The sequence below is a fragment of the Streptomyces sp. TLI_185 genome (assembly GCF_003814765.1).
GTDB lineage: Bacteria > Actinomycetota > Actinomycetes > Streptomycetales > Streptomycetaceae > Streptomyces.
Genome location: NZ_RKRB01000001.1, coordinates 964,742 through 983,499, shown reverse-complemented (window position 1 = coordinate 983,499; position 18,758 = coordinate 964,742). Strand labels below are relative to the sequence as shown.

General features: G+C 69.2%; 16 protein-coding genes and 2 pseudogenes. 8 read left to right on the top strand and 10 right to left on the bottom strand.

Annotation, left to right across the window (positions count from 1 at the left end; genetic code table 11):
- The first annotated feature begins 107 nt into the window (after positions 1–107).
- The 4 genes from EDD92_RS04575 to EDD92_RS04560 all read left to right on the top strand — a co-directional run bounded on the left by EDD92_RS04575 (position 108) and on the right by EDD92_RS04560 (position 3,282).
- Positions 108–302, top strand: a complete 195-nt coding sequence (locus EDD92_RS04575; protein ID WP_123963106.1) for a hypothetical protein — start codon at positions 108–110, stop codon at positions 300–302.
- Positions 303–330: 28 nt separating this feature from the next.
- On the top strand, positions 331–1,905 hold the full coding sequence (locus EDD92_RS04570; RefSeq protein WP_123963105.1) for a tannase/feruloyl esterase family alpha/beta hydrolase: 1,575 nt from the start codon (positions 331–333) through the stop codon (positions 1,903–1,905).
- 79 nt (positions 1,906–1,984) lie between these two features.
- Complete coding sequence (locus EDD92_RS04565; protein WP_123963104.1) at positions 1,985–2,431, top strand: Ohr family peroxiredoxin; 447 nt, start codon at positions 1,985–1,987, stop codon at positions 2,429–2,431.
- A 65-nt stretch (positions 2,432–2,496) separates the two neighbouring features.
- Positions 2,497–3,282: an alpha/beta fold hydrolase gene (locus EDD92_RS04560; protein ID WP_185124394.1), complete on the top strand. Its 786-nt coding sequence runs from the start codon at positions 2,497–2,499 to the stop codon at positions 3,280–3,282.
- Positions 3,283–3,383: 101 nt separating this feature from the next.
- Here the strand turns inward: EDD92_RS04560 and EDD92_RS52065 are convergent.
- Together EDD92_RS52065 and EDD92_RS52060 are read right to left on the bottom strand one after the other, a co-directional pair.
- Positions 3,384–3,488 (bottom strand): annotated as a pseudogene (locus EDD92_RS52065) (glucose-1-phosphate thymidylyltransferase); the annotation flags it as partial.
- Positions 3,489–3,525: 37 nt separating this feature from the next.
- Positions 3,526–3,855, bottom strand: a pseudogene (locus EDD92_RS52060) (alpha/beta hydrolase fold domain-containing protein); the annotation flags it as partial.
- Between the two features lie 328 nt (positions 3,856–4,183).
- Between EDD92_RS52060 and EDD92_RS04550 the strand changes: the two are divergent.
- Together EDD92_RS04550 and EDD92_RS04545 are read left to right on the top strand one after the other, a co-directional pair.
- Positions 4,184–5,704 (top strand): carboxylesterase/lipase family protein, encoded by a 1,521-nt coding sequence (locus EDD92_RS04550; RefSeq protein ID WP_123963102.1) that lies wholly within the window; start codon positions 4,184–4,186, stop codon positions 5,702–5,704.
- A gap of 141 nt (positions 5,705–5,845) precedes the next feature.
- The gene (locus tag EDD92_RS04545; RefSeq protein WP_123963101.1) at positions 5,846–7,516 is read left to right on the top strand and encodes a hypothetical protein; all 1,671 of its coding nucleotides are present in this window, start codon (positions 5,846–5,848) and stop codon (positions 7,514–7,516) included.
- 15 nt (positions 7,517–7,531) lie between these two features.
- Here EDD92_RS04545 and EDD92_RS04540 read toward each other — a convergent pair whose 3' ends face one another.
- Genes EDD92_RS04540 through EDD92_RS04530 form a run of 3 tightly spaced genes read right to left on the bottom strand, consistent with a single transcriptional unit; the run spans position 7,532 to position 9,885 of the window.
- On the bottom strand, positions 7,532–8,110 hold the full coding sequence (locus tag EDD92_RS04540; protein ID WP_123963100.1) for a DUF6817 domain-containing protein: 579 nt from the start codon (positions 8,108–8,110) through the stop codon (positions 7,532–7,534).
- Positions 8,111–8,170: 60 nt separating this feature from the next.
- Positions 8,171–9,250 (bottom strand): endonuclease/exonuclease/phosphatase family protein, encoded by a 1,080-nt coding sequence (locus EDD92_RS04535; RefSeq protein WP_123963099.1) that lies wholly within the window; start codon positions 9,248–9,250, stop codon positions 8,171–8,173.
- A 23-nt stretch (positions 9,251–9,273) separates the two neighbouring features.
- Positions 9,274–9,885, bottom strand: a complete 612-nt coding sequence (locus EDD92_RS04530; protein WP_123963098.1) for a M15 family metallopeptidase — start codon at positions 9,883–9,885, stop codon at positions 9,274–9,276.
- Positions 9,886–10,164: 279 nt separating this feature from the next.
- On the opposite strand from EDD92_RS04530, the gene EDD92_RS04525 reads away from it, so the two are divergent.
- Entirely contained in the window at positions 10,165–11,403 is a 1,239-nt protein-coding gene (locus tag EDD92_RS04525) for an MFS transporter (RefSeq protein WP_260327278.1), read from the top strand.
- 94 nt (positions 11,404–11,497) lie between these two features.
- Here the strand turns inward: EDD92_RS04525 and EDD92_RS04520 are convergent, their stop codons facing one another.
- Positions 11,498–11,908, bottom strand: coding sequence for a hypothetical protein (locus EDD92_RS04520; protein ID WP_123963097.1), 411 nt, complete (start codon positions 11,906–11,908; stop codon positions 11,498–11,500).
- Between the two features lie 269 nt (positions 11,909–12,177).
- Between EDD92_RS04520 and EDD92_RS04515 the strand changes: the two genes are divergently transcribed.
- The gene (locus EDD92_RS04515; RefSeq protein ID WP_123963096.1) at positions 12,178–13,824 is read left to right on the top strand and encodes a sigma-70 family RNA polymerase sigma factor; all 1,647 of its coding nucleotides are present in this window, start codon (positions 12,178–12,180) and stop codon (positions 13,822–13,824) included.
- Between the two features lie 29 nt (positions 13,825–13,853).
- On the opposite strand, the gene EDD92_RS04510 is transcribed toward EDD92_RS04515, so the two are convergent.
- The 4 genes from EDD92_RS04510 to EDD92_RS04495 form a co-directional block, all read right to left on the bottom strand.
- The gene (locus EDD92_RS04510) at positions 13,854–14,633 is read right to left on the bottom strand and encodes a polysaccharide deacetylase family protein (protein ID WP_123963095.1); all 780 of its coding nucleotides are present in this window, start codon (positions 14,631–14,633) and stop codon (positions 13,854–13,856) included.
- Positions 14,634–14,867: 234 nt separating this feature from the next.
- Complete coding sequence (locus tag EDD92_RS04505) at positions 14,868–15,575, bottom strand: response regulator transcription factor (RefSeq protein ID WP_123963094.1); 708 nt, start codon at positions 15,573–15,575, stop codon at positions 14,868–14,870.
- Between the two features lie 147 nt (positions 15,576–15,722).
- Complete coding sequence (locus EDD92_RS04500) at positions 15,723–17,174, bottom strand: cytosine permease (RefSeq protein ID WP_260326311.1); 1,452 nt, start codon at positions 17,172–17,174, stop codon at positions 15,723–15,725.
- Positions 17,175–17,274: 100 nt separating this feature from the next.
- Entirely contained in the window at positions 17,275–18,720 is a 1,446-nt protein-coding gene (locus EDD92_RS04495) for a glyceraldehyde-3-phosphate dehydrogenase (protein WP_123963093.1), read from the bottom strand.
- Positions 18,721–18,758 lie beyond the last annotated feature (38 nt).

Genomic DNA, 18,758 nt, shown 5'->3' with positions numbered 1-18,758 from the left:
GTTTGATAACCGGTTAGAACGGTGATTGCTCTTGTGGCCCAGACCGTCACCTGTCAGGGTGGTTACGTGATCGAGGGCATCGACCGACAAAGAAGTGGAGTTCGGCCATGAACAAGGAACCGATGACGGACCCGGCCGCGTCGGCTCGGCACGCGCGGTACGGCACGCTTCCCGAGCGCATCCGCTTCGAGGACATGACCGAAGAGGTGGAAGCCGGCCACGGCGGTGGGGCGGCGGCCTCGTACAACCCCGAGGGCTCCTGGAAGTACTACTCGTGCCTCGCCCTGGACCTGGGGCTGTAGGAGGCCGTTCGCCATGACAGGAAAGCCAATGAGACGACTTCTGACCTTTCTCGCGGCCGGAGTACCGCTGGCGGCGGCCTTATGCATGCCGGCCGGCGCTTCCGCGGACACCCGAGGCTCCGCCGCCCCCTTCAACTGCTCGACCGTCTCGGTGCGGCCCCCGGCCGGCACCGGGGTGGAGTCCGTGACGGTGACCCGCCAGGGGGGAGGCACCGTGAACGGGACCGGGATCCTGGGCGGTTCGGTCTCCGGCGTACCGGCCTACTGCGAAGTGACCGTCACCCTCACCCATACCGGCGACGGCGACCACGCCAAGGTGCGGACGTGGCTGCCCGCGCAGGGCTGGAACGGCCGTTTCCAGGCGCTCGGCGGGAGCGCCTACGCCGCCGGGGACAATGGCGTGGGCCTGGGAACGGCGGTCAAGAACGGCTATGCCGCCGCCACCACCGACGCAGGCGTGGGCGACGTCCTGGACACCGGCTGGGCGTTGACCAGCAAGGGGCAGGTCGACATCGCGCTGCTGAAGAACTTCGCCGACCGCTCCCAGCACGAGATGGCGCTCGTCGGCAAGCAGGTCGTCGACGAGGTCTACGGCAGGGCCGCCTCCTACTCCTACTGGACCGGCTGCTCCACCGGCGGACGCCAGGGCTACATGGAGGCCCAGCGCCACCCGGACGACTTCGACGGCATTCTCGCCGACGCACCCGCCGTCAACTGGGACGAGTTCGAGGTCGCCACCCTGTGGCCGCAGGTGGTGATGAACGAGGCGAAGACCCGCCCGGGCATCTGTAAGCTCAACGCCTTCAACCAGGCGGCCCTCAAGGCCTGCGACAAGCTCGACGGCATCAACGACGGTCTGGTCTCCGACGCGGAGCGCTGCACCTACGATCCCCGCAGCCTGATCGGCACCAAGATCGTGTGCGCCGGCAAGCAGGAGACCGTCACGGCAGCCGACGCAGCCGTGGTGCGCAAGATCTGGGACGGTCCGCGGACCCCGTCGGGCAAGAGGCTGTGGTACGGACTCCCCGTCGGCGCCGACTTCACGTATCTCGCGGGCGACGCCCCGTTCTCCGTCCCGGCCGCCTGGGTCGCGTCGTGGGTGAAGAAGCAGCCCTCCTTCGACACCTCGAAGCTGACGTACGACCAGTTCACGCAGGTGTTCAGGCAGTCCCAGGACGAGTACGGCAAGGTCATCGGCACGGATGACCCGGACCTGTCCGCGTTCCGTGAGGCCGGAGGAAAGCTCCTCACCTACCACGGTCAGGCGGACCAGCTGATCCCCACTCGGGGCACCGTCGACTACCGCGAGCGCGTCGAACGGAAGCTGGGCGGCTCACACCGGGTCGACGACTTCTACCGGCTCTTCCTCGCTCCGGGCACCGCACACTGTGCACTCAAGGGTTCGGTGGACGACCTGGCGGCTCTGACCAAGTGGGTCGAGCAGGGCAAGGCACCCGCAACACTCACCGCCTCCCTCACCAACACCTCCGGCCGGACGCTCACTCGCGACCTGTGCCGCTACCCCCTGATCTCCCACTACAAGGGCCAGGGCGACCCTGCCGACGCCGACAGCTTCCGCTGCGTCCCGCCGAACCGGCGCTGACCGGCGTCCCGGCGTAAAGCGTCTCGACCACCTTCCCAGCACATCCCGACACATCCCGACCCAAGATGGGGGACCCGTCATGGCAGTCAGTTACACAGCCGTCGTCAATGTCACCGGGGAGGGCCGCAATGGCGGCACCGTCCGCTCGCAGGACGGCCTCCTGGACCACAACCTGGCCATACCCAAGGAACTCGGCGGCGCGGGCAACGCCACCAACCCGGAACAACTCCTCGCCGCCGGCTGGGCAGCCTGCTTCCTCGGCGCCCTGCGCCGCGCCGCCGCCACTCGCAGGATCAAGCTCACCAGCACCGCCATCACCTCCGAGATCACGCTTACGCACGGCGAGGACGGCGAGTTCACCCTCTCCGCCACGCTCAACCCCGTCCTCGGCGGCGTCGACGACTGCACCGCCCGCGAACTCGCCGAGGCCGCCCACCAGATCTGCCCGTACTCCAAGGCCACCCGCGACAACATTCCCGTGACGATCAACGTGGCCACGACCTCCGAGAAAGGTGACTTGCGGTGAAGACCGACAAGGGTACGAAGCGGGCGCGTGGACGGCAGTTCGCGACGGTTGCCGCCGCGACAGTCCTGGCGAGTGCCGCGGTCGGTACGCTCGCCGTCACCGCGAACGGCGCATCCCGGCCTGTCGCGGAGGGCCGGCACGCCAGGCCGACCATCGTCCTGGAACACGGCGCCTTCGCCGACGGCTCCAGCTGGAACGGCGTGATCCAAACGCTACAGGCCGACGGTTACTCGGTCGTCGCGGCAGCCAACGCGCTGCGCGGTCCGCACAGCGACGCTGCCGCCTTGCGCAGCGTCCTAGACGACATCAAGGGCCCCAAGGTCCTCGTCGGCCACTCCTACGGCGGCTCGGTGATCAGCGAGGCCGCCGCCGACGATCCCCAGGTGAAGGCCCTGGTCTACGTCGCGGCCTTCCTCCCGGCCCCCGGCGAGAATGCCCTCGGTCTCACGAACAAGTACCTGGGCTCCACTCTCCCCGACGCCCTCGACCCCGTTCCCTGCACGAACGCCGACGGCACCACCGGAACCGACCTGTACATCAAGCAGGACAAGTTCCGACACCAGTTCGCCGCCGACGTTCCCGCGAACCAGGCCGCCCTGATGGCCGCGGCCCAACGGCCCATCTCTCAGGCTGCGTTGGAGGAGAAGGTCACCGTCGCCGCCTGGAAGGACAGGCCCGCCTGGGACATCGTCACCACCCAGGACCTCAACATCCCGGTCGCCGTGCAGCGCTTCATGGCCCGGCGCGCCCACGCCCACACCCTCGAAGTCGCCGCTTCGCACTCGGTGGCCGTCTCACATCCCCGTCTCGTCGCCGATGTCATCGAAAAGGCGGCACGGGCCACGCGCTGAGGTCTTCGCTGCCGACGCAAGCACGCGGTTGCTCTGCCGGCCCTCTCGGCGGGTGGAGCAACCGGCAGGTCTCCCGTAGGACCGTCTCCACATAGTGGTTGTCACGACGCGATCTGCACCTTGCTGCGGTCGCGGAGGACGAAATGGTGGGAGGCGGGCTTGCGTGGCGCGGGAGTGACCTCGACGTTGCGGCCGATGAGGGAGGCCTAGGAAGTCGGTCGGCGGGTAGAACGGCACGGCCGCCTGGACGGCGCTGGACGGGCCACGCACACCGACCTCGCCCTCCAGCGCCGGAATGGCCCCGGTGACGGCCGCCATCGCGGTGGTCCAGCCGCCCGAGGAGTCACCCATGATCGCGACCCGGTCCGGGTCCAGGTGGTTTTTCGCGTTCGTGCCCAGCCGGCGGATGGCGCCCTCGACGTCGTACAACTGGGCCGGGAACCGCGCCTGGCCGCTGGAGCGGACGGCCAATCCCGCGACCGCGAACCCGTGCGGGTTGAGCTGCGCGGCCACCTTGTCGGCGCCCGTGCGTCCGCTGTCCGCGAGCCGGCCCGAGCCGCTGGTGAAGATCACCAGCGGTGCCGGGCGCTCGGACCGGGGGGACGTAGAGGTCCAGCAGGTGGCCCTGGGTGCCGGGTGGTCGGGCGGGTGCGTGGGCGAGGTCCTTGGTGATCTGCACGTGCGTGTCCGTCCGGGGGGAGAGGCTGACTCTTCCCTTCTGTTCGTCTGGTGAATTGTGCTTCACTGAAGCCTGGCGTGAGTCTCGGGTCGCACCCAGCGGGTGTCAATGGCGCGGAACAAGGAATCCCCGAGCCCTTGATCTTGCGGCGACTAATTGATACTTCAAGTACATCTGGGTACGGAACGGAGGCCGCCGAGGGGCGGCGCCTGAGGAGCCATCATGAGCAGTGCGGAGTTTCCAGAGGCCGACACCACGGCGGGCTCAGTGCGCGGCCGTCGCGAGGAGGGCCTGGCGGTCTTCCGCGGCATCCCGTATGCGCAGCCCCCGGTGGGCGAGGCCCGCTTCGCCGCGCCGCGACCGGCGGAGCGCTGGGACGGCGTCCGGGAGGCGTTCGCGTTCGGTCCGCCGCCTCCGCAGGAGCCCCTCGGACCCGACGCCGAGCCTGTCGGCACCCTCCCGGCCGGTGACGACTGGCTGACGGTCAACGTCTGGACGCCGGAAGCGGATCCGGCGGCGCGACGGCCGGTGATGGTGTGGATCTACGGCGGCGCCTACAAGTTCGGCTCCGCCGACGACCCCGCCTACGACGCCGGTCGTCTCTCCCGGGACGGCGAGCTGGTCGTGGTGACCTTCAACTACCGCGTCGGCATGGAGGGGTTCGCACGGATCGAGGGGGCCCCGGCGAACCGGGGACTGCTCGACCAGGTGGCCGCCCTGGAGTGGGTGCGCGACAACATCACCGCCTTCGGCGGCGACCCCGACCAGGTCACCGTCTTCGGAGAATCGGCCGGCGCCGGATCCATCGCCTCGCTGATGGCCATGCCACGCGCCCGGGGCCTGTTCCGGCGGGCCATCGCGCAGAGCGTGCCCGGCACGTTCTTCTCGGACGCGCTGGCCGCGGACATCGCCCAGGCCGTCGCGGGTGAGCTGGGGCTGCGCCCGACGGTGGCCGACCTGTCCGGTGTGGACCCGCGCAAACTGACCGAGGCGGGGGCCGCGTTGAGCGCCCGGATGCGCGAGTACCTGCACCGCTGGGGACCGGTCGCCCTCACCCCGACCCCGTATTCGCCGGTCGTCGACGGCGAGGTCCTGCCCACCACTCCATGGGAGGCACTGGCGGGCGGATCCGCACGGGACATCGAGCTGATCACCGGGCACAACCGGGACGAATACCGGCTCTTCCTCCTGCTCGGCGGGCTGCTCGGCCGCGTGGACGACAACCTCGCATCGATGGCGCTGGGGGTGTTCGGTCCGACACCGGACGCCGGGCAGGCCTACCGGGCCGCCTTCCCCGAGGCCTCCGCGGAGTCCCTGTTCGAACTCGTCCAGTCCGACTGGCTGTTCCGCATGCCCACGCTGCACCTCGCTCAGGCACAGGTGACGGGCGGTGGCCGGGCGCACCTGTATGAACTGACCTGGTCCGCCCCGGCGAACGGCGGCGCCCTGGGCGCCTGCCACGGCCTGGACGTGCCCCTGACCTTCGGCGTGTACGGCGGCCTGGGAGCCATGCTGATCGGACCCACACCCGCACCCGGGACCGAGGAACTCTCCGCCCGCTTCCGCTCGGCCTGGACCACCTTCGCCACCACCGGCGACCCGGGCTGGCCCGCCTACGACAGCGAACGGCGCCTCGTCCAACTCCTCGATGCCGAACCCAGGGTGGCCGCCTACCCCGAGGAAGCCTCCCGTCGGCTCTGGGAGCGGCACATGTTTGCTCCGCTGGACCTGACAACGCCGTGACGACGCGTTGAACCGACGGGAATGCGCCCGGACGAACAACCTCAACTCTCCTGCCGTAGGGCAGAGTTCATGCACACTTACTGATGCGCCTGAGCTTGGTTGTCCTCACAGGGATCAGCGGCCGGAGGTTGTCCAGTGGCCATGGAAGACCCGAGCGATACCTCATGGGCCCAGGTCCATGAGGGCATCGAGGCCGTGATCACGCGCTGGGACGAGGCGCTGGCACGCATCTCCGACGAGACGGCGGCACAGCGCACCGTCCGCGACTATCTCGTGGACTACGTGTTTCCGCGGGCCGGTGGCTCCCTCCAGGACGCCGCAGAGTTCCTGTTTCTGATCGTGCAGCGGTTGGCAGAACTGGAGCGGGCCGGTGACGCTCTTACCGTCCTTGAGTGGATCGCGGAGTTGTACGCCGGTCATGGCGATGCCGATGTGGCCGTGCCCGCGCTCATGGCTCTGACCGACGCGGCCGTGGCACTGGCAGCGCACGACAAGGACCCGGGCCATGCCGTCGCGGTCCTGAACCGGGCGGCGGACCAGGTTGCACCACAGGCGCACGTGGCGATTCAGCGAGCAGCGTGCCGAGCGCTCGCCCATGCAGCGTTCCTCACCGGCACGGCCCGGGTCGCCGAGGGGGACCGGGGTGTCAGGCAGCAGGCCGAGCCGTGGCGCACGATCCTCGACCGCTGGTCGGGCAGCAGGGACGTGATTCTGCGCTGGCGGCTTGCCCAGGCGCACTTCCACATCGGCCTGTTCCACCTGCTGTTGGGAGAGGACACGTCGGCCGACGCCAGCTTCGCCGACGCGGCAGCACAGTCGAACGGCCTCGCCGTCGATGCTGCCGTCGCCGGGGAACTCGACACGGAGTACTTCGCCCGCGGTGAGTACGCCCGCCGCGTCCTTCGTGCCGTCGAACTCCCGGGCCGTGCGGCGAACCTGACCGCAGAGCAGCTGATGAGGCCTGCCGCAGACCGGTGGGAGAGGGGACGCGAGCGGCATCAGGCGAAGGAACTCGTCCGCGCCGCGCAGCACCGGCACAGAAGGTCGGTCGGTGAAGTCAAGACCTGGTGCTGTTGCGGGCAGCCCTTTGCGCTGCTTCTGCGCAACTTCGGCCTGCTGGAGTGGACGGTCCGGCAGCCCGGGGCGGACTACGCGGGTGGACAAGGCTTCCACCAGGTTCAGACGTTCACCTATCAGCGTCGTGGCGATCACGTGGTGCGAGAGCTGGGACACGAGGTCCCCATCGTGCAGGTGGCCGCCTCGCAATCGGCAGGGCTCGAGCTCGACTCCTGGCGATTCCACGGCGAGCCCCTGGCCCAGGCCCAGCTGTACCTCTCGAACGACAGCTGGTTCGAGACGGTGACTCACCTGATCACCCTCGCGGAAACCATCATCATCTGGGCCGAAGGCATGACACCCGCACTCGCACAGGAGATGGCTGCCGTACGAGCCCAAGGACGCACGCAGGACGCGGTCGTCCTCATCGAGAAGCTGGACGACGACCCTGCACAACGGGCCCCGATCGCCTTCGCCCTGGCGCAGCAGATCGTCGGGGAGGACAGTGACGACCATGACGCGGTCCGGTCATTGGCGAACGATCTGATGACACAGGTCAGAACCTCACGCGAGCAACTCACCCCTGAGTCCCCGGCCCTCGCCGGATTCCCGCATGTGGTGGACGTCCGCCAGGCCCCTGAGCCGGACAGCGCACAACACCCCGCCGTCCTGGCCAGACGGCGGCATCACCAGGGGCTCGCGGAGCTTCCTTGGGACGAACGGATGGCGCGTCTGTCGAGACGACTCGGCACCTGACGGCGGCAGTGGAGCCTACGGCAGGTGCGCGAGTTGCCGGTCGACGGCGTCCTGCGCGGCAGGGGAGAGCAGCGAGCCGGCCCGTTTGAGGAAGCCGTACAGACCGGGGCCGTGCTGCTCGGCCAGATCCGCGTTGTGTGCCAGTACGTCGAGTTCGTTGGCGGCCGTGATCTCGAGGAACGCCCTCAGGCCGGCGGGGGAGGGGTGGTGCTCGCGGCCGGTGAAGCGGTCCCGGAAGGCGACTGCCGCGGTGCCGTCGATCCGTGGGTAGACGGTGGCGCGGTCGCAGCTGGCGTACAGGTACACCAACGCCTCCGCCGACTCACCGATCAGGGCGACGAGCGTCGCCCGTTCGGTGAGGGGGAGCAGTGTCGTGGCGAAGCCGTCGGTTCCGTAAGTCGCGTGACAGAGTCCCGCCGTCTGCAGGGCGGCGCCCGCTCCCCATTCGGCCAGCAGCCGCTGAACCCGCAGCAGGTGCTCGAGCAGCGTGCCGCCCGGATGAGGCAATTGGCCGGCTCCGTGGTCGCGCAGGAACTCCTCGATCGCTGCCTGAGTATTTTCCCCGCTCGGGGGCTGTTGCCGGGCCCGTGGCATGGTCGGACGTCCTCTCACCAGTGGTGATCTCGCAACGAAGACCAGCCTATGGCCCGGGGTTCACCAGCTGATTCCGGCCGCCACCGGAAGGTGGTCGCTGCCGGTGGCCGGCAGCACCCACGAGCTCTGCGGCTGTACGCCGTGGACCAGGATCTGGTCGATCCGCGCCACCGGGAACTTCGCCGGCCAGCTGAAGCCGAAACCGTCCCCGGCCACCTCCTGCGCCGAGCGCAGGTGCGAGGTGAGGCCGGCGAACGCACGGTCGTCCGTGGTGCCGTTGAGATCGCCGAGCAGCACCACCCGCTTGCTCTTCTCGGCGGCGACGGCCTTGCCGAGCGCCTGCGCGTTCCTGTCCCGCGAATCCGTCGCGAAGCCCGCTCGGGGATTCACCCGCGCGGATCCCAGGTGGGCCACATACACCGCCAGCGGACCGTGGTGCGTGGTCACCGTGGTGCGCAGCCCCCGGTTGTAGGTCAGCTTCACGGCGGCCGGCTTGGTTGCCGCCAGCGGCCCGTAGTCCATCCCGATGTCGACCGGCCGGGTTTCCGAGATCGGCAGCTTGCTCCACAGCCCGACCGTGCCCAGCACCGTGTGGTACGGGTACGCCTTCGCCAGCCCCTTCTCGTAGGCGCCCTGAGCCTGCGGGGTGATCTCCTCCAGCGCCAGCACGTCCGCGCCGGATGCGACGAGGTCGCGGGCGGTGCCGGCCGGGTCCGGGTTGTCGGCGCCGACGTTGTGGCTGGCCACGGTGAGATAGCTGCCCGCGTGGGACTTGTCGCTGAGCATCCCGCCGAAGAGGTACAGCCACACGGTCACCGGCAGCAGCAGCGCGGCCACCGCGGAGGCGGAGCGGCGCCAGAGCGCCCATGCCAGCAGCACCGGGATGAACACGCCGAACCACGGCAGGAAGGTCTCCGCCAGGCTGCCGAGGTTCCCGACCCGGTTCGGGATCTCGGCGTGCAGCAGCATGAGCAGGCCGAGCAGCAGCGCCGACGCCGCGAGGACCGGGCCGCGCTTCCAGGGATCGGGCCGGGACGCTCTACGGATCGCCTGCCGGATGGGCGGGCGCCACGTACCGGAGCCGGTGTTCCGGCGGCCGGCTCCGTCCTGTCCGGTCCCCGCCGCGTCCACCTGCGTCATCGTCTGTCCTCGCTCACTGCCGGTCACTGCTGCATCCTCGGGTCCTCGGTGGGGTCGGCATACATCCGCGGGCAGCCACGCTCGATCGCACTGATCCGCAGCTCGTAATGCCAGGTTTCGTTCCGGTAGATCTGGCACAGCCCGTACTCGGCGCCGTGCCCGGCCAGCCACGCCGTCGCATCCGAACGCCCGAGGTCGACGGCGTCTCCCGTAACGTGCGGAGAGGTCGCCGCGGTGGCCACCCATCGGGCGGCCTCGTTCTCGGATCCGTACTTGGCGACCGCCTGGCGAAGCAGCTGGTTCTGGTACGCCGTTGAACGCCAGCCGCTGTTGACGTAGAACTCGACTCCGTCGTGCGCGGCGCCCGACGCCGCCCGGCGCAGTGCCTTGAGCAGATCCGGATCGAGCTTGGCCACAGCCGGAATCGTGTCGTCGAAGACCGTCACACCGTCGGGGACGATCCCGTCGGCCTCGCCCAGCGCACCACTGTGCGCACCGCGACGAGCATCCGAAGGTAATGCGGCCGACGGAGGCGAAAGCGACGAGGAGGACGAGGACCTCGGCAGCTGGTAGCCGAGGACTGTGGTGATCACCGCTATGACGACGATCAGGCCGACGACAAGCAGGCCGCGCATCCGGCGGTTCGTGGTAGGTGCCGATGGTCGTGTTCGAGTCATGCCACCAGTCAAGGCAGCAGGGTGTTGCCGGCACGTATGTGGTTTTCGATATACCGACGATATGCGCCGACTCGAAGCGCAAATGACGTGCATGTGCGGGTTGTTGAGGACGAACCTTGTCCGGCAGAAGCCATCGGGCAGGCACAGCGAGCCTTCCCGTCTTCGGTCGTACGAGAGGTCCCTGTGCCGTTCTCTTCCGCCGCCGCATCCGCTTCCGGCCGACGTGCTCCGTCAAGCCTGTGGCGGGACGGAGACTTCCGCCGGCTCTGGGTGGGTCAGACGGCCTCTCAACTGGGCGAGCAGGCAAGCCTGGTGGTCCTGCCGCTCTTCGCCGTGCTGACACTCAACGCCGGCGCCGGCCAGTTGGGCGCGCTGCGCGCGGCGGGGCAGGCGCCGATCCTGCTGCTGTCGCTGTGCGTCGGGGCATGGGTGGACAGGTGGCGGACCCGCACGGTGATGGTGCTGACGGACGCCGGCCGGGCCCTGGCACTGGGCGCCGCCGCCGTGGCCGCTCTCCTGGGATGGCTCGGCCTGTCGGCGCTGCTCGTGGTGGCCTTCGCCGTCGGAGCTCTGTCCGTGTTCTTCGACATGGCATACCAGGCGTCTTTGGTACGGCTGGTCGAACGCGATCAGTTGGTGCGGGGCAACAGCGCACTCGAGGGCAGCCGGTCCGCTGCGCAGATCGGCGGCCCCGCCCTCGGCGGTGCGCTGGTGTCCGCGCTGTCGGCGCCGATCGCCGCCGACTCCAGCGCAGTGTTCTTCGCCCTGTCGTTCCTGTCGATCCGACGGATGGGGCGCCGCGAATCGGTCCCGGAACGTTCGGAACGTCCTCCTCGGCTCTGGCGGCGCATCCAAGAGGGCCTGCGCTTTGTCGCCGGAGAGGCCTTGCTGCGGACCGTGTGCCTCGCATCAGCCGCCTTCCAGTTCTTCTTCGCGGCTGCCATGACCGTCTATCTGCTGTTCCTGCCACGGGACCTGCACCTGTCGGGCGCCGCCGTCGGGCTCGCCCTCGCGGCGACGGGGCCGGGCGCGCTCCTGGGCTCGCTGCTGGCCGCCCGTCTACCGGGCCGCTTCGGATACGGCGCCGTGCTCGTGTCCGCGGCGCCGCTCGGCGACGGCGTGTTCCTGTTCGTGCCCGCGCTGCACGGGTCCTCGGTGGTGACGGTTGCCGCGCTCGTCGCGGTCAACTTCGTCTTCGGGACCTTCAGTCAGCTGGTGAATGTCACGGTCATGGCCGTCCGGCAGAGCGTCACTCCGGACGGGATGCAGGGCCGGGCGGCCGCGACGATCAACTTTGTCGGCATGGGGATGACCCCGCTCGGCTCGCTGCTCGGCGGCTTTCTCGCGGAAGTGTGGGGCACGCACAGCAGCCTTCTGGTGACCGCCGCAGGCATGCTGCTCTCGCCGGCCCTGATGGCCCTCTCTCCACTGGCCCGCCTGGGAGCGCTGGGCCCTCACGTCCTGGATGACGCTTGAGGACGACGTGGAGGACGGAGAGGGATCAGCCGTCTCCGCCCTTGCGCCCGGCGGTCCGAGGCCCGCACGTCATGCCCACATGGCCGGTCGCGGACTACGCATGCCCGAACCAGCTGCCGCCCCACACCGCCCGGGTTCCCGCAGGGCAGGTCAGACGGAAGTCCCACCGGCCGGAGTAGGAGCGCCGGAACTCATGGCGGCCGTCGGTGCAGTCCACATACACCGGGTAGGTGTGGCTGTCGCAGGTCAGGTAGACGTTTCGGTTGCCGTCGGTGCGCCCATTGAAGCAAGCCACCCCGAGCTCGCTCTCCTCCGGGGCCGAGGCGCGCTGCACGAAGTCGAGCAGGGAGTGCTCCAGTGGGGCGCTCTCCTGGATGGTTCGCCCGTCGACGTTGGTGGCCTGGGCTTGGGCATCGCCGACGGCCGTGCCGGACGCGCCGGCCGGCACGGACGCGCCGGCCAACGCAGTGACAGCGATCGCCACGGTGGCTGCAACGTTCCTCATGGACGTCAAGTTCTCCTCCACAGAAGGGACAATGGGCTACAGATGCAACGGAAGGTAGCGAATTACTCCCGGCACCTCCAGCGAGACATCCACTGGAACGTCACTGGTTGACGCGCTCACACGCATCGTGTGGTTGACAGCGAGGTTCTTGTCCCGGTGATGTGGACGCTTTGTGGAGCGTGTGTCCGAAGAACTGTTATCCGAGACCCATCGACCGGTCTCCCAGGTATCGGGCAGGAACGTTCGGCGTCGAGGACGGGACAGTTTTCATGGGTACACAGCGCACGGTGGAGCCGGCGGCATTGGTGGCCGCCGCTCGAGGGGGCGACCCGGAAGCTCAGGATGCCCTGGTCAGTGCGTACCTCCCGCTGGTCTACAACATCGCGGGGCGGGCGCTGAACGGCTCGGTCGACGTCGACGACGTGGTGCAGGAGACCATGCTGCGTGCCCTGGACGGACTGGGCGGTCTGCGCACCCCCGAGAGTTTCCGTTCCTGGCTCGTGGCGATCACGATGAACGAGATCCGCAAGCACTGGCAGGACCGGCAGGGCGCCCCGGGCACCGTGGAGGAGGCCGAGGAACTCGCTGATCCGGGCGCCGACTTCGTGGACCTGACCCTCGTCCAGCTTCAGCTCTCCGGCCAGCGCCAGGAGACCGCGCGCGCCACTCGCTGGCTGGAGCCGGAGGACCGGGGACTGCTGTCGCTGTGGTGGCTGGAGTGTGCCGGGGAACTGACCCGGGCCGAGGTGGCTGCCGCCCTGGAGTTGTCGGCGCAGCACACCGCGGTACGGGTGCAGCGGATGAAGGCGCAACTGGAGGCGGCCCGCGTGGTGGTGCGGGCGCTCGACGCGCAGCTGCCCTGCCTGGAACTGCGCGGCATGCTGGGCACCTGGGACGGGCGGCCCTCGGCACTGTGGCGCAAACGAATAGCCCGGCACGCCCGTGGCTGCGGGCGGTGCTCCGGCCTGTGGAGCGGGTTGATGCCCGTGGAGGGGCTGCTGGCAGGGCTGGCACTGGTTGCTGCGGCGCCCTCGCTGCTGGCGGGCGTGCGCGCCGCCCGCGGAGGGATGGCCGAGACCGCGATGGCAGCGCCCGGCGCGGGGACCCGGCCCTCCGGCAGCCACACCGGATCGGGCCCGGGAACGGGACACCGTGCCGCCCGCGGCCGGACGGCATCCCGAAGCGAGGTGCGCCGACGCCGGCGCAACCGTCGGCGGGCCGTCGGCGGTGCGGTCGTGGCGGCCTGTGTGACGGGCGGCGGCCTCTGGTACTTCGGCACGGACCCCGGGACCGGCAGCGAACGGGCGAGCGCAGAGCGGACCGCGGGCGCCCCCGTCGCCGACCTGTCGGAATCCGGTGCCGTCGAGACATCTCCGTCGGCCTCCACGTCGCCGTCTCCGTCCGCATCACCGACGAAGAAGGCGAGCGCCTCCAAGAGCCCGCGCCCCGCGAAGAAGGACGCGCCGGCTCCCCGCCCGTCCGCTCGCCCGTCGCGGACGGCGACCAGCACACCCGAGGCGTCGCCGGCGCCGTCGGACACCGTCGCGCAGGTGGTCGCGCTGGTGAACAAGGAACGGGCGGCCAACGGCTGCGGCGCGCTCACCGAGGACCCGCAACTGGAGAAGGCAGCGCAGGGCCACTCCGACGACATGGCCGCCCGCAACTTCTTCGACCACACCAATCCGGACGGCGCCGACCCCGGGCAGCGCATCACCGCCGCGGGCTACAAGTGGTCCACGTACGGGGAGAACATCGCCCAGGGGCAGCAGACGCCTCAGGCGGTGATGGAGTCCTGGATGAACAGCCCCGGCCACCGCGCCAACATCCTCAACTGCTCGTTCAAGGACATCGGCGTGGGCGTCCACAAGGGGTCGGGCGGACCGTGGTGGACGCAGGACTTCGGCGCCGAGCTCTGACGTGCGAGAGGCCGTTGCCCGGCCGGTGCTCAGCGCACCGGGAAGCCGAAGGAGTGCCCCTGCTGCTTCAGCCAGGGCAGGATTTCGCGCAGGGCGGCCACCGTCTGGGAACGGTCTCCGCCGGCGTCGTGGAAGAGGATCGTCGGGCCGTTGGACAGCTCGTTCTTGACGGTGGCGATGATGGCGGCGGTGCCGGGGCGTTCGAAGTCCTTGGAGTCCACGTTCCAGCCCAGTGGCCGCATCCCCTGCGAGGCGGCGAGGTGCCTGCTGTAGGGCGTGAAGGCACCGCCAGGGGCCCGGTAGTAGAGCGGCCGGACGCCCCCGGAGGCCTTGGTGATCATGCCGGCGGCGTCCAGGATCTCCTTGGACTGATAGGAGTTGGGCTTCTTGTCCATGGTGGTGTCGTGCGACACCGTGTGGTCGCACAGCCGGTGCCCGGCCGCCACCACCGCCTTGACCAGGTCGGGGTGCGCCTGGGCCTGAGCGCCGACCATGCAGAAGGTCGCCTTCACACCGTTGTCCTTCAGCACCTGCAGGACCTGCGGTGTCCAGACCGGGTCCGGCCCGTCGTCAATGGTGATGTTGACGCCCCGGGCGCCCTGGTCCGAGGCGTGCACGATGCTCACCGCCACCGGGGACCGGCCGGCACCGGCGGCCGCTGAGGAGGGGTGCGCCGTGGCGCCCGAGTGCTGCCCGCTGAAGGGGCCGGCCTGTGCGGTCCACACCGAGGTGGCCGCCGCCACCGCCGTCACCCCGACCGCCGCCGCGAATACCCGGCCGTACCATCCCCGCCCGCCATGCCGCGCCATGTCTGTCCCGCCCTTGTCATCCCGGTGGTTCTTGTGCACCTGTCAGGACGGCGAAAGGTTGCTCCGGGATCCGTCTGTTACTGATCACGGACAATTCCGCGGGAGTTCCGGGACGCACGACCGGCACATACGGGCGGAACAGGGGCGACGCCTCTGCCGGACAGCCGGTTCTTCAGCACCCGGGCGGAGTCGGCTCGACCGATCGGCTGTGGAAGGTCTCGTGATCCCCGGGCCTCAGGCCGCCGGCCGTATCAGCCCGGACTCGTAGGCGAAGGCCACTGCCTGAACGCGGGCGCGGGCGCCGATCTTGGCGAGGATGTGGCTGACGTGGGATTTGACGGTGGTGGGGGCGATGGACAGCCGTACGGCGATCTCGGTGTTGGACCAACCGGAGGCGACGGCGGTCAGGACGTCGCGTTCGCGTTCGGTGAGGGTGTTCAGTCCGACCTCCCGCCCGGCGGTGCGGTCGGCCGGCTGTTCGCGGACCGCGTCGATGAGCGCACGGGTCAGGGCCGGGGTGATCGCCGCGTCTCCGGCGGCCACCACGCGGATGGCCGCGGTCAGTTCGTCCGGGGCGGCGTCCGTGAGGAGGAATCCGGCTGCCCCGGCGCGCAGGGCGGCATAGGCATGCCTCTCGTGCGGGGTCGAAGTCAGGACCAGGACGCGGGGAGGGGGCCCGCCGGCCGTTGCGGGCTCGGGGGTCGGGAGGAACCGCGGGAGGTCCGCGGGGCGTGCGATGCGCCGGATGGCTTCGATGTCGTCCGTATCGGCGAGGCGGCTGTCCAACAGGACGACGTCCGGACGGAGCGCCGAACACATGCCGACCGCCTGGGCTGCGCTCGCCGCTTCGCCGACCACGGTCAGGTCGGGCTCGGCAGTCAGGAGCATGCGCAGGCCGACGCGTTGCAGGGACTGGTCGTTGACGATGAGTACGGAGACCATGTCTGTCCTTCCCGCCTCTAAACGAAACGGTTTCGTTCACTTGGAGATCAGAATAGCGCTCTCGGTTAGCGAAACGGCATCGTTCTCCTTATGGTCTGGGTCACATCTCTCGACCGTCGTGGACGGACGTTGCTTCCCGGGGAACGGTCAGGGTTCGCGGTGCTCGTGTGCCGCCTGTTCCAGCGCCTCCGCCTCGGCCTCGGCCAGCCGCTGCTCGGCCTCCACGTCGATCGAACGGGTCAGCAGCCAGTAGAGCGCCGCGGCGACCGGCAGTCCGATGAACAGCGAGATGTCGGCTCCGTCGAGCGCGTCGGCGACGGGGCCCGTGTAGAGGGTGCCGACGGAGAAGAAGGGGATCATCACGGCGAAGCCCACCAGGTAGGCGATGATGCCGTGCCAGCCCCAACGGCCGTAGATTCCACGGGGGTTGAAGATCTCGGCGATGGCGTAGTGGCCGCGGCGCACCACGTAGTAGTCCATCAGGTTGACCGCGGTCCACGGGATGAACAGATAGAGCACCAGCAGCAGGAAGTTGTTGAAGTTCTCAAGGAAGTTGGAGGTGGCGGCCAGCGCGCCGGCCAGGGAGAGCGCCGCGGTCAGCCCGATGGTCACCAGCCGCACGCCGAGCGTCGGCCGCACCCGCCGGATCGAGTCGATGGCGCTGATGAGGGTCAGCGAGCCGCCGTACATGTTCAGCGCGGTGACGGAGACCAGACCCAGGACGGCGAAGAGCAGCACGATCGCGCCGAACCCGCTGAAGACCTTGTCGCCGGCCGCGTTGATCGACCGGATCGTCTCGAAGTCCTTGCCCGCCCACGCGGCGAGCAGCGCCCCGAGGACCATCAGCCAGATGCCGCCCAGCGCCGAACCGAAGTAGGTCCAGTAGAAGGTCTTGCGGACGGTCACGCCCGGCGGGAGGTAGCGCGAGTAGTCCGAGACATAGATGGCCCAGCTGATCTGGTAGCCGGCGACCACCCCGAACTGCGCGAGGAACGGTGTGGCCTTGAAGGCGCCGAGGTCGAAGGAGCCCGCCGGGTAGTGCAGCGTGACCAGGACGCCCACGGTGAAGATGCCGAAGACGACCAGGAAGGAGTACGTCAGGAACTGCTCGGCCTTGTGGATGACGTCGTAACCCACGAGCGCGATCACCAGGGCGACGACGGTGACCACGACCACCCACAGCTTGACGCCGCCGTGCACCGTGGTGTGCATCGCCTCACCGGCGAGGATGGTGTTGAAGACGTTGAAGCCCGCGTACTGGACGTAGGCGAACAGCCACACCAGCAGGGCGCCCACATAGCCGAACTGGGGCCGCGACTGGATCATCTGCGGGAGACCCAGCTGCGGGCCCTGGGCCGAGTGGAAGGCCATGAAGAAGGTGCCGAGGACGGTGCCCGCCACGATCGCGATCAGCGACCAGATGAGGTTGCCGCCCTCGGTGATGCTGATCAGACCCACTGCGAGCGTGGCGATCTGTGCGTTCGACATGAACCACAGGGGGCCCAGATGCCACAGCTTGCCGTGGCGCTCGTCCAGCGGGACATAGTCGATGGAGCGGATCTCCAGGCCCGACACCCGCGGCTGAGACGAAGTGGTCACGGCACCTCCAGAGATGACCCGCCCCTGTGGCCGGATTCATTCCCCGGAGGCGTCCGGTCAAGCGGTCATTGCCGACCCTTGACCGGACGGCTCACCGAGGTCAGGCCGCCGGGCTGGGGAAGGTCGGGTACTCCACCCCGGAGACGTGCTGGACGACACGGATGACCTGGCAGGAGTAGCCGAACTCGTTGTCGTACCAGAGGTAGAGGATGGCGTTGTCGCCGTCCACCTTGGTCGCACCCGCATCGATGATCGAGGCGTGGCGCGAGCCGATGAAGTCGCTGGAGACCGCGTCGGGAGCGGTCGTGAAGTCGATCTGGCGCCTCAGCGGCGAGGTCAGCGACACATTGCGCAGGTAGTCGAGGACCTCTTCGCGGTCGGTCTCGCGGCCGAGCCGCAGGCTGAGGATCGCGATCGACACGTCCGGCACCGGGACGCGGATCGAGCTGCCGGTGATGGGCGCCTTGAGGTCCGGCAGCGCCTTCGCGACGGCGGAGGCGGCACCGGTCTCGGTGATCACCATGTTCAGCGGCGCGGAACGGCCGCGGCGGTCGGCCTTGTGGTAATTGTCCAGCAGGTTCTGGTCGTTGGTGAACGAGTGGACCGTCTCCACATGGCCGCGCAGCACACCGAACTCGTCGTCCATCGCCTTCAACGGCGGCACGATCGCGTTGGTGGTGCAGGACGCGCAGGACAGGATCTGCTCGTCCGGCTTGATCGTGTCGTGGTTGACGCCGTGCACGATGTTCGGGACGTCGCCCTTGCCCGGCGCGGTCAGCACGACCTTGTCGATGCCGGGGCGCAGGTGCTCGGAGAGGCCCTCGCGGTCGCGCCACTTGCCGGTGTTGTCGATGAGGATGGCGTTGCTGATGCCGTACTCGGTGTAGTCGACCTCGGACGGGTCGTTCGCGTAGATCACCTTGATCGCGTTGCCGTTGGCGAAGATCGTGCTGCTCGCCTCGTCCACCGTGATCGTGCCCTGGAACTGGCCGTGGATGGAGTCCCGGCGCAGCAGCGAGGCCCGCTTGACGATGTCCTGGTCGCCACCGCCGCGCACGACGATTGCGCGCAGCCTGAGACCGTTGCCGGAGCCCGCCTTCTCGATCAGCAGGCGGGCCACCAGACGGCCGATGCGGCCGAAGCCGTACAGGACGACGTCACGGCCCTCGCCGCGCTCGATCTTGTTGGCGCCGGTGGCGCCCGCGACGGCCTCAGCGGTGAAAGCCTCCACCGACAGACCGCGGTCGTCGCTCTTGTACGTTGCCGCCAGCATGCCGATGTCGATCTGCGAGGGACCGAGGTCGAGCGCGGTGAGCGCCTCCAGGAACGGCAGGGTCTCGATGACCGAGAGCTCCTCGCCGGCGATCTGCCGGGCGAACCGGTGCGTCTTGAGGATGCTGACCACCGACTTGTTCACCAAGGAGCGGCTGTGCAGCAGGACCGTCACGTCCCGCTCGCGATGCAGCTTCCCGATGATCGGGATCATCGACTCCGCGATCTCCTCGCGGGTCTTCCAGTTGGTGAACGAGTCGTCGTTGACAGTCACAGATCCATCTTTCGAGCTAGGCGGCGCTCATATGTTAA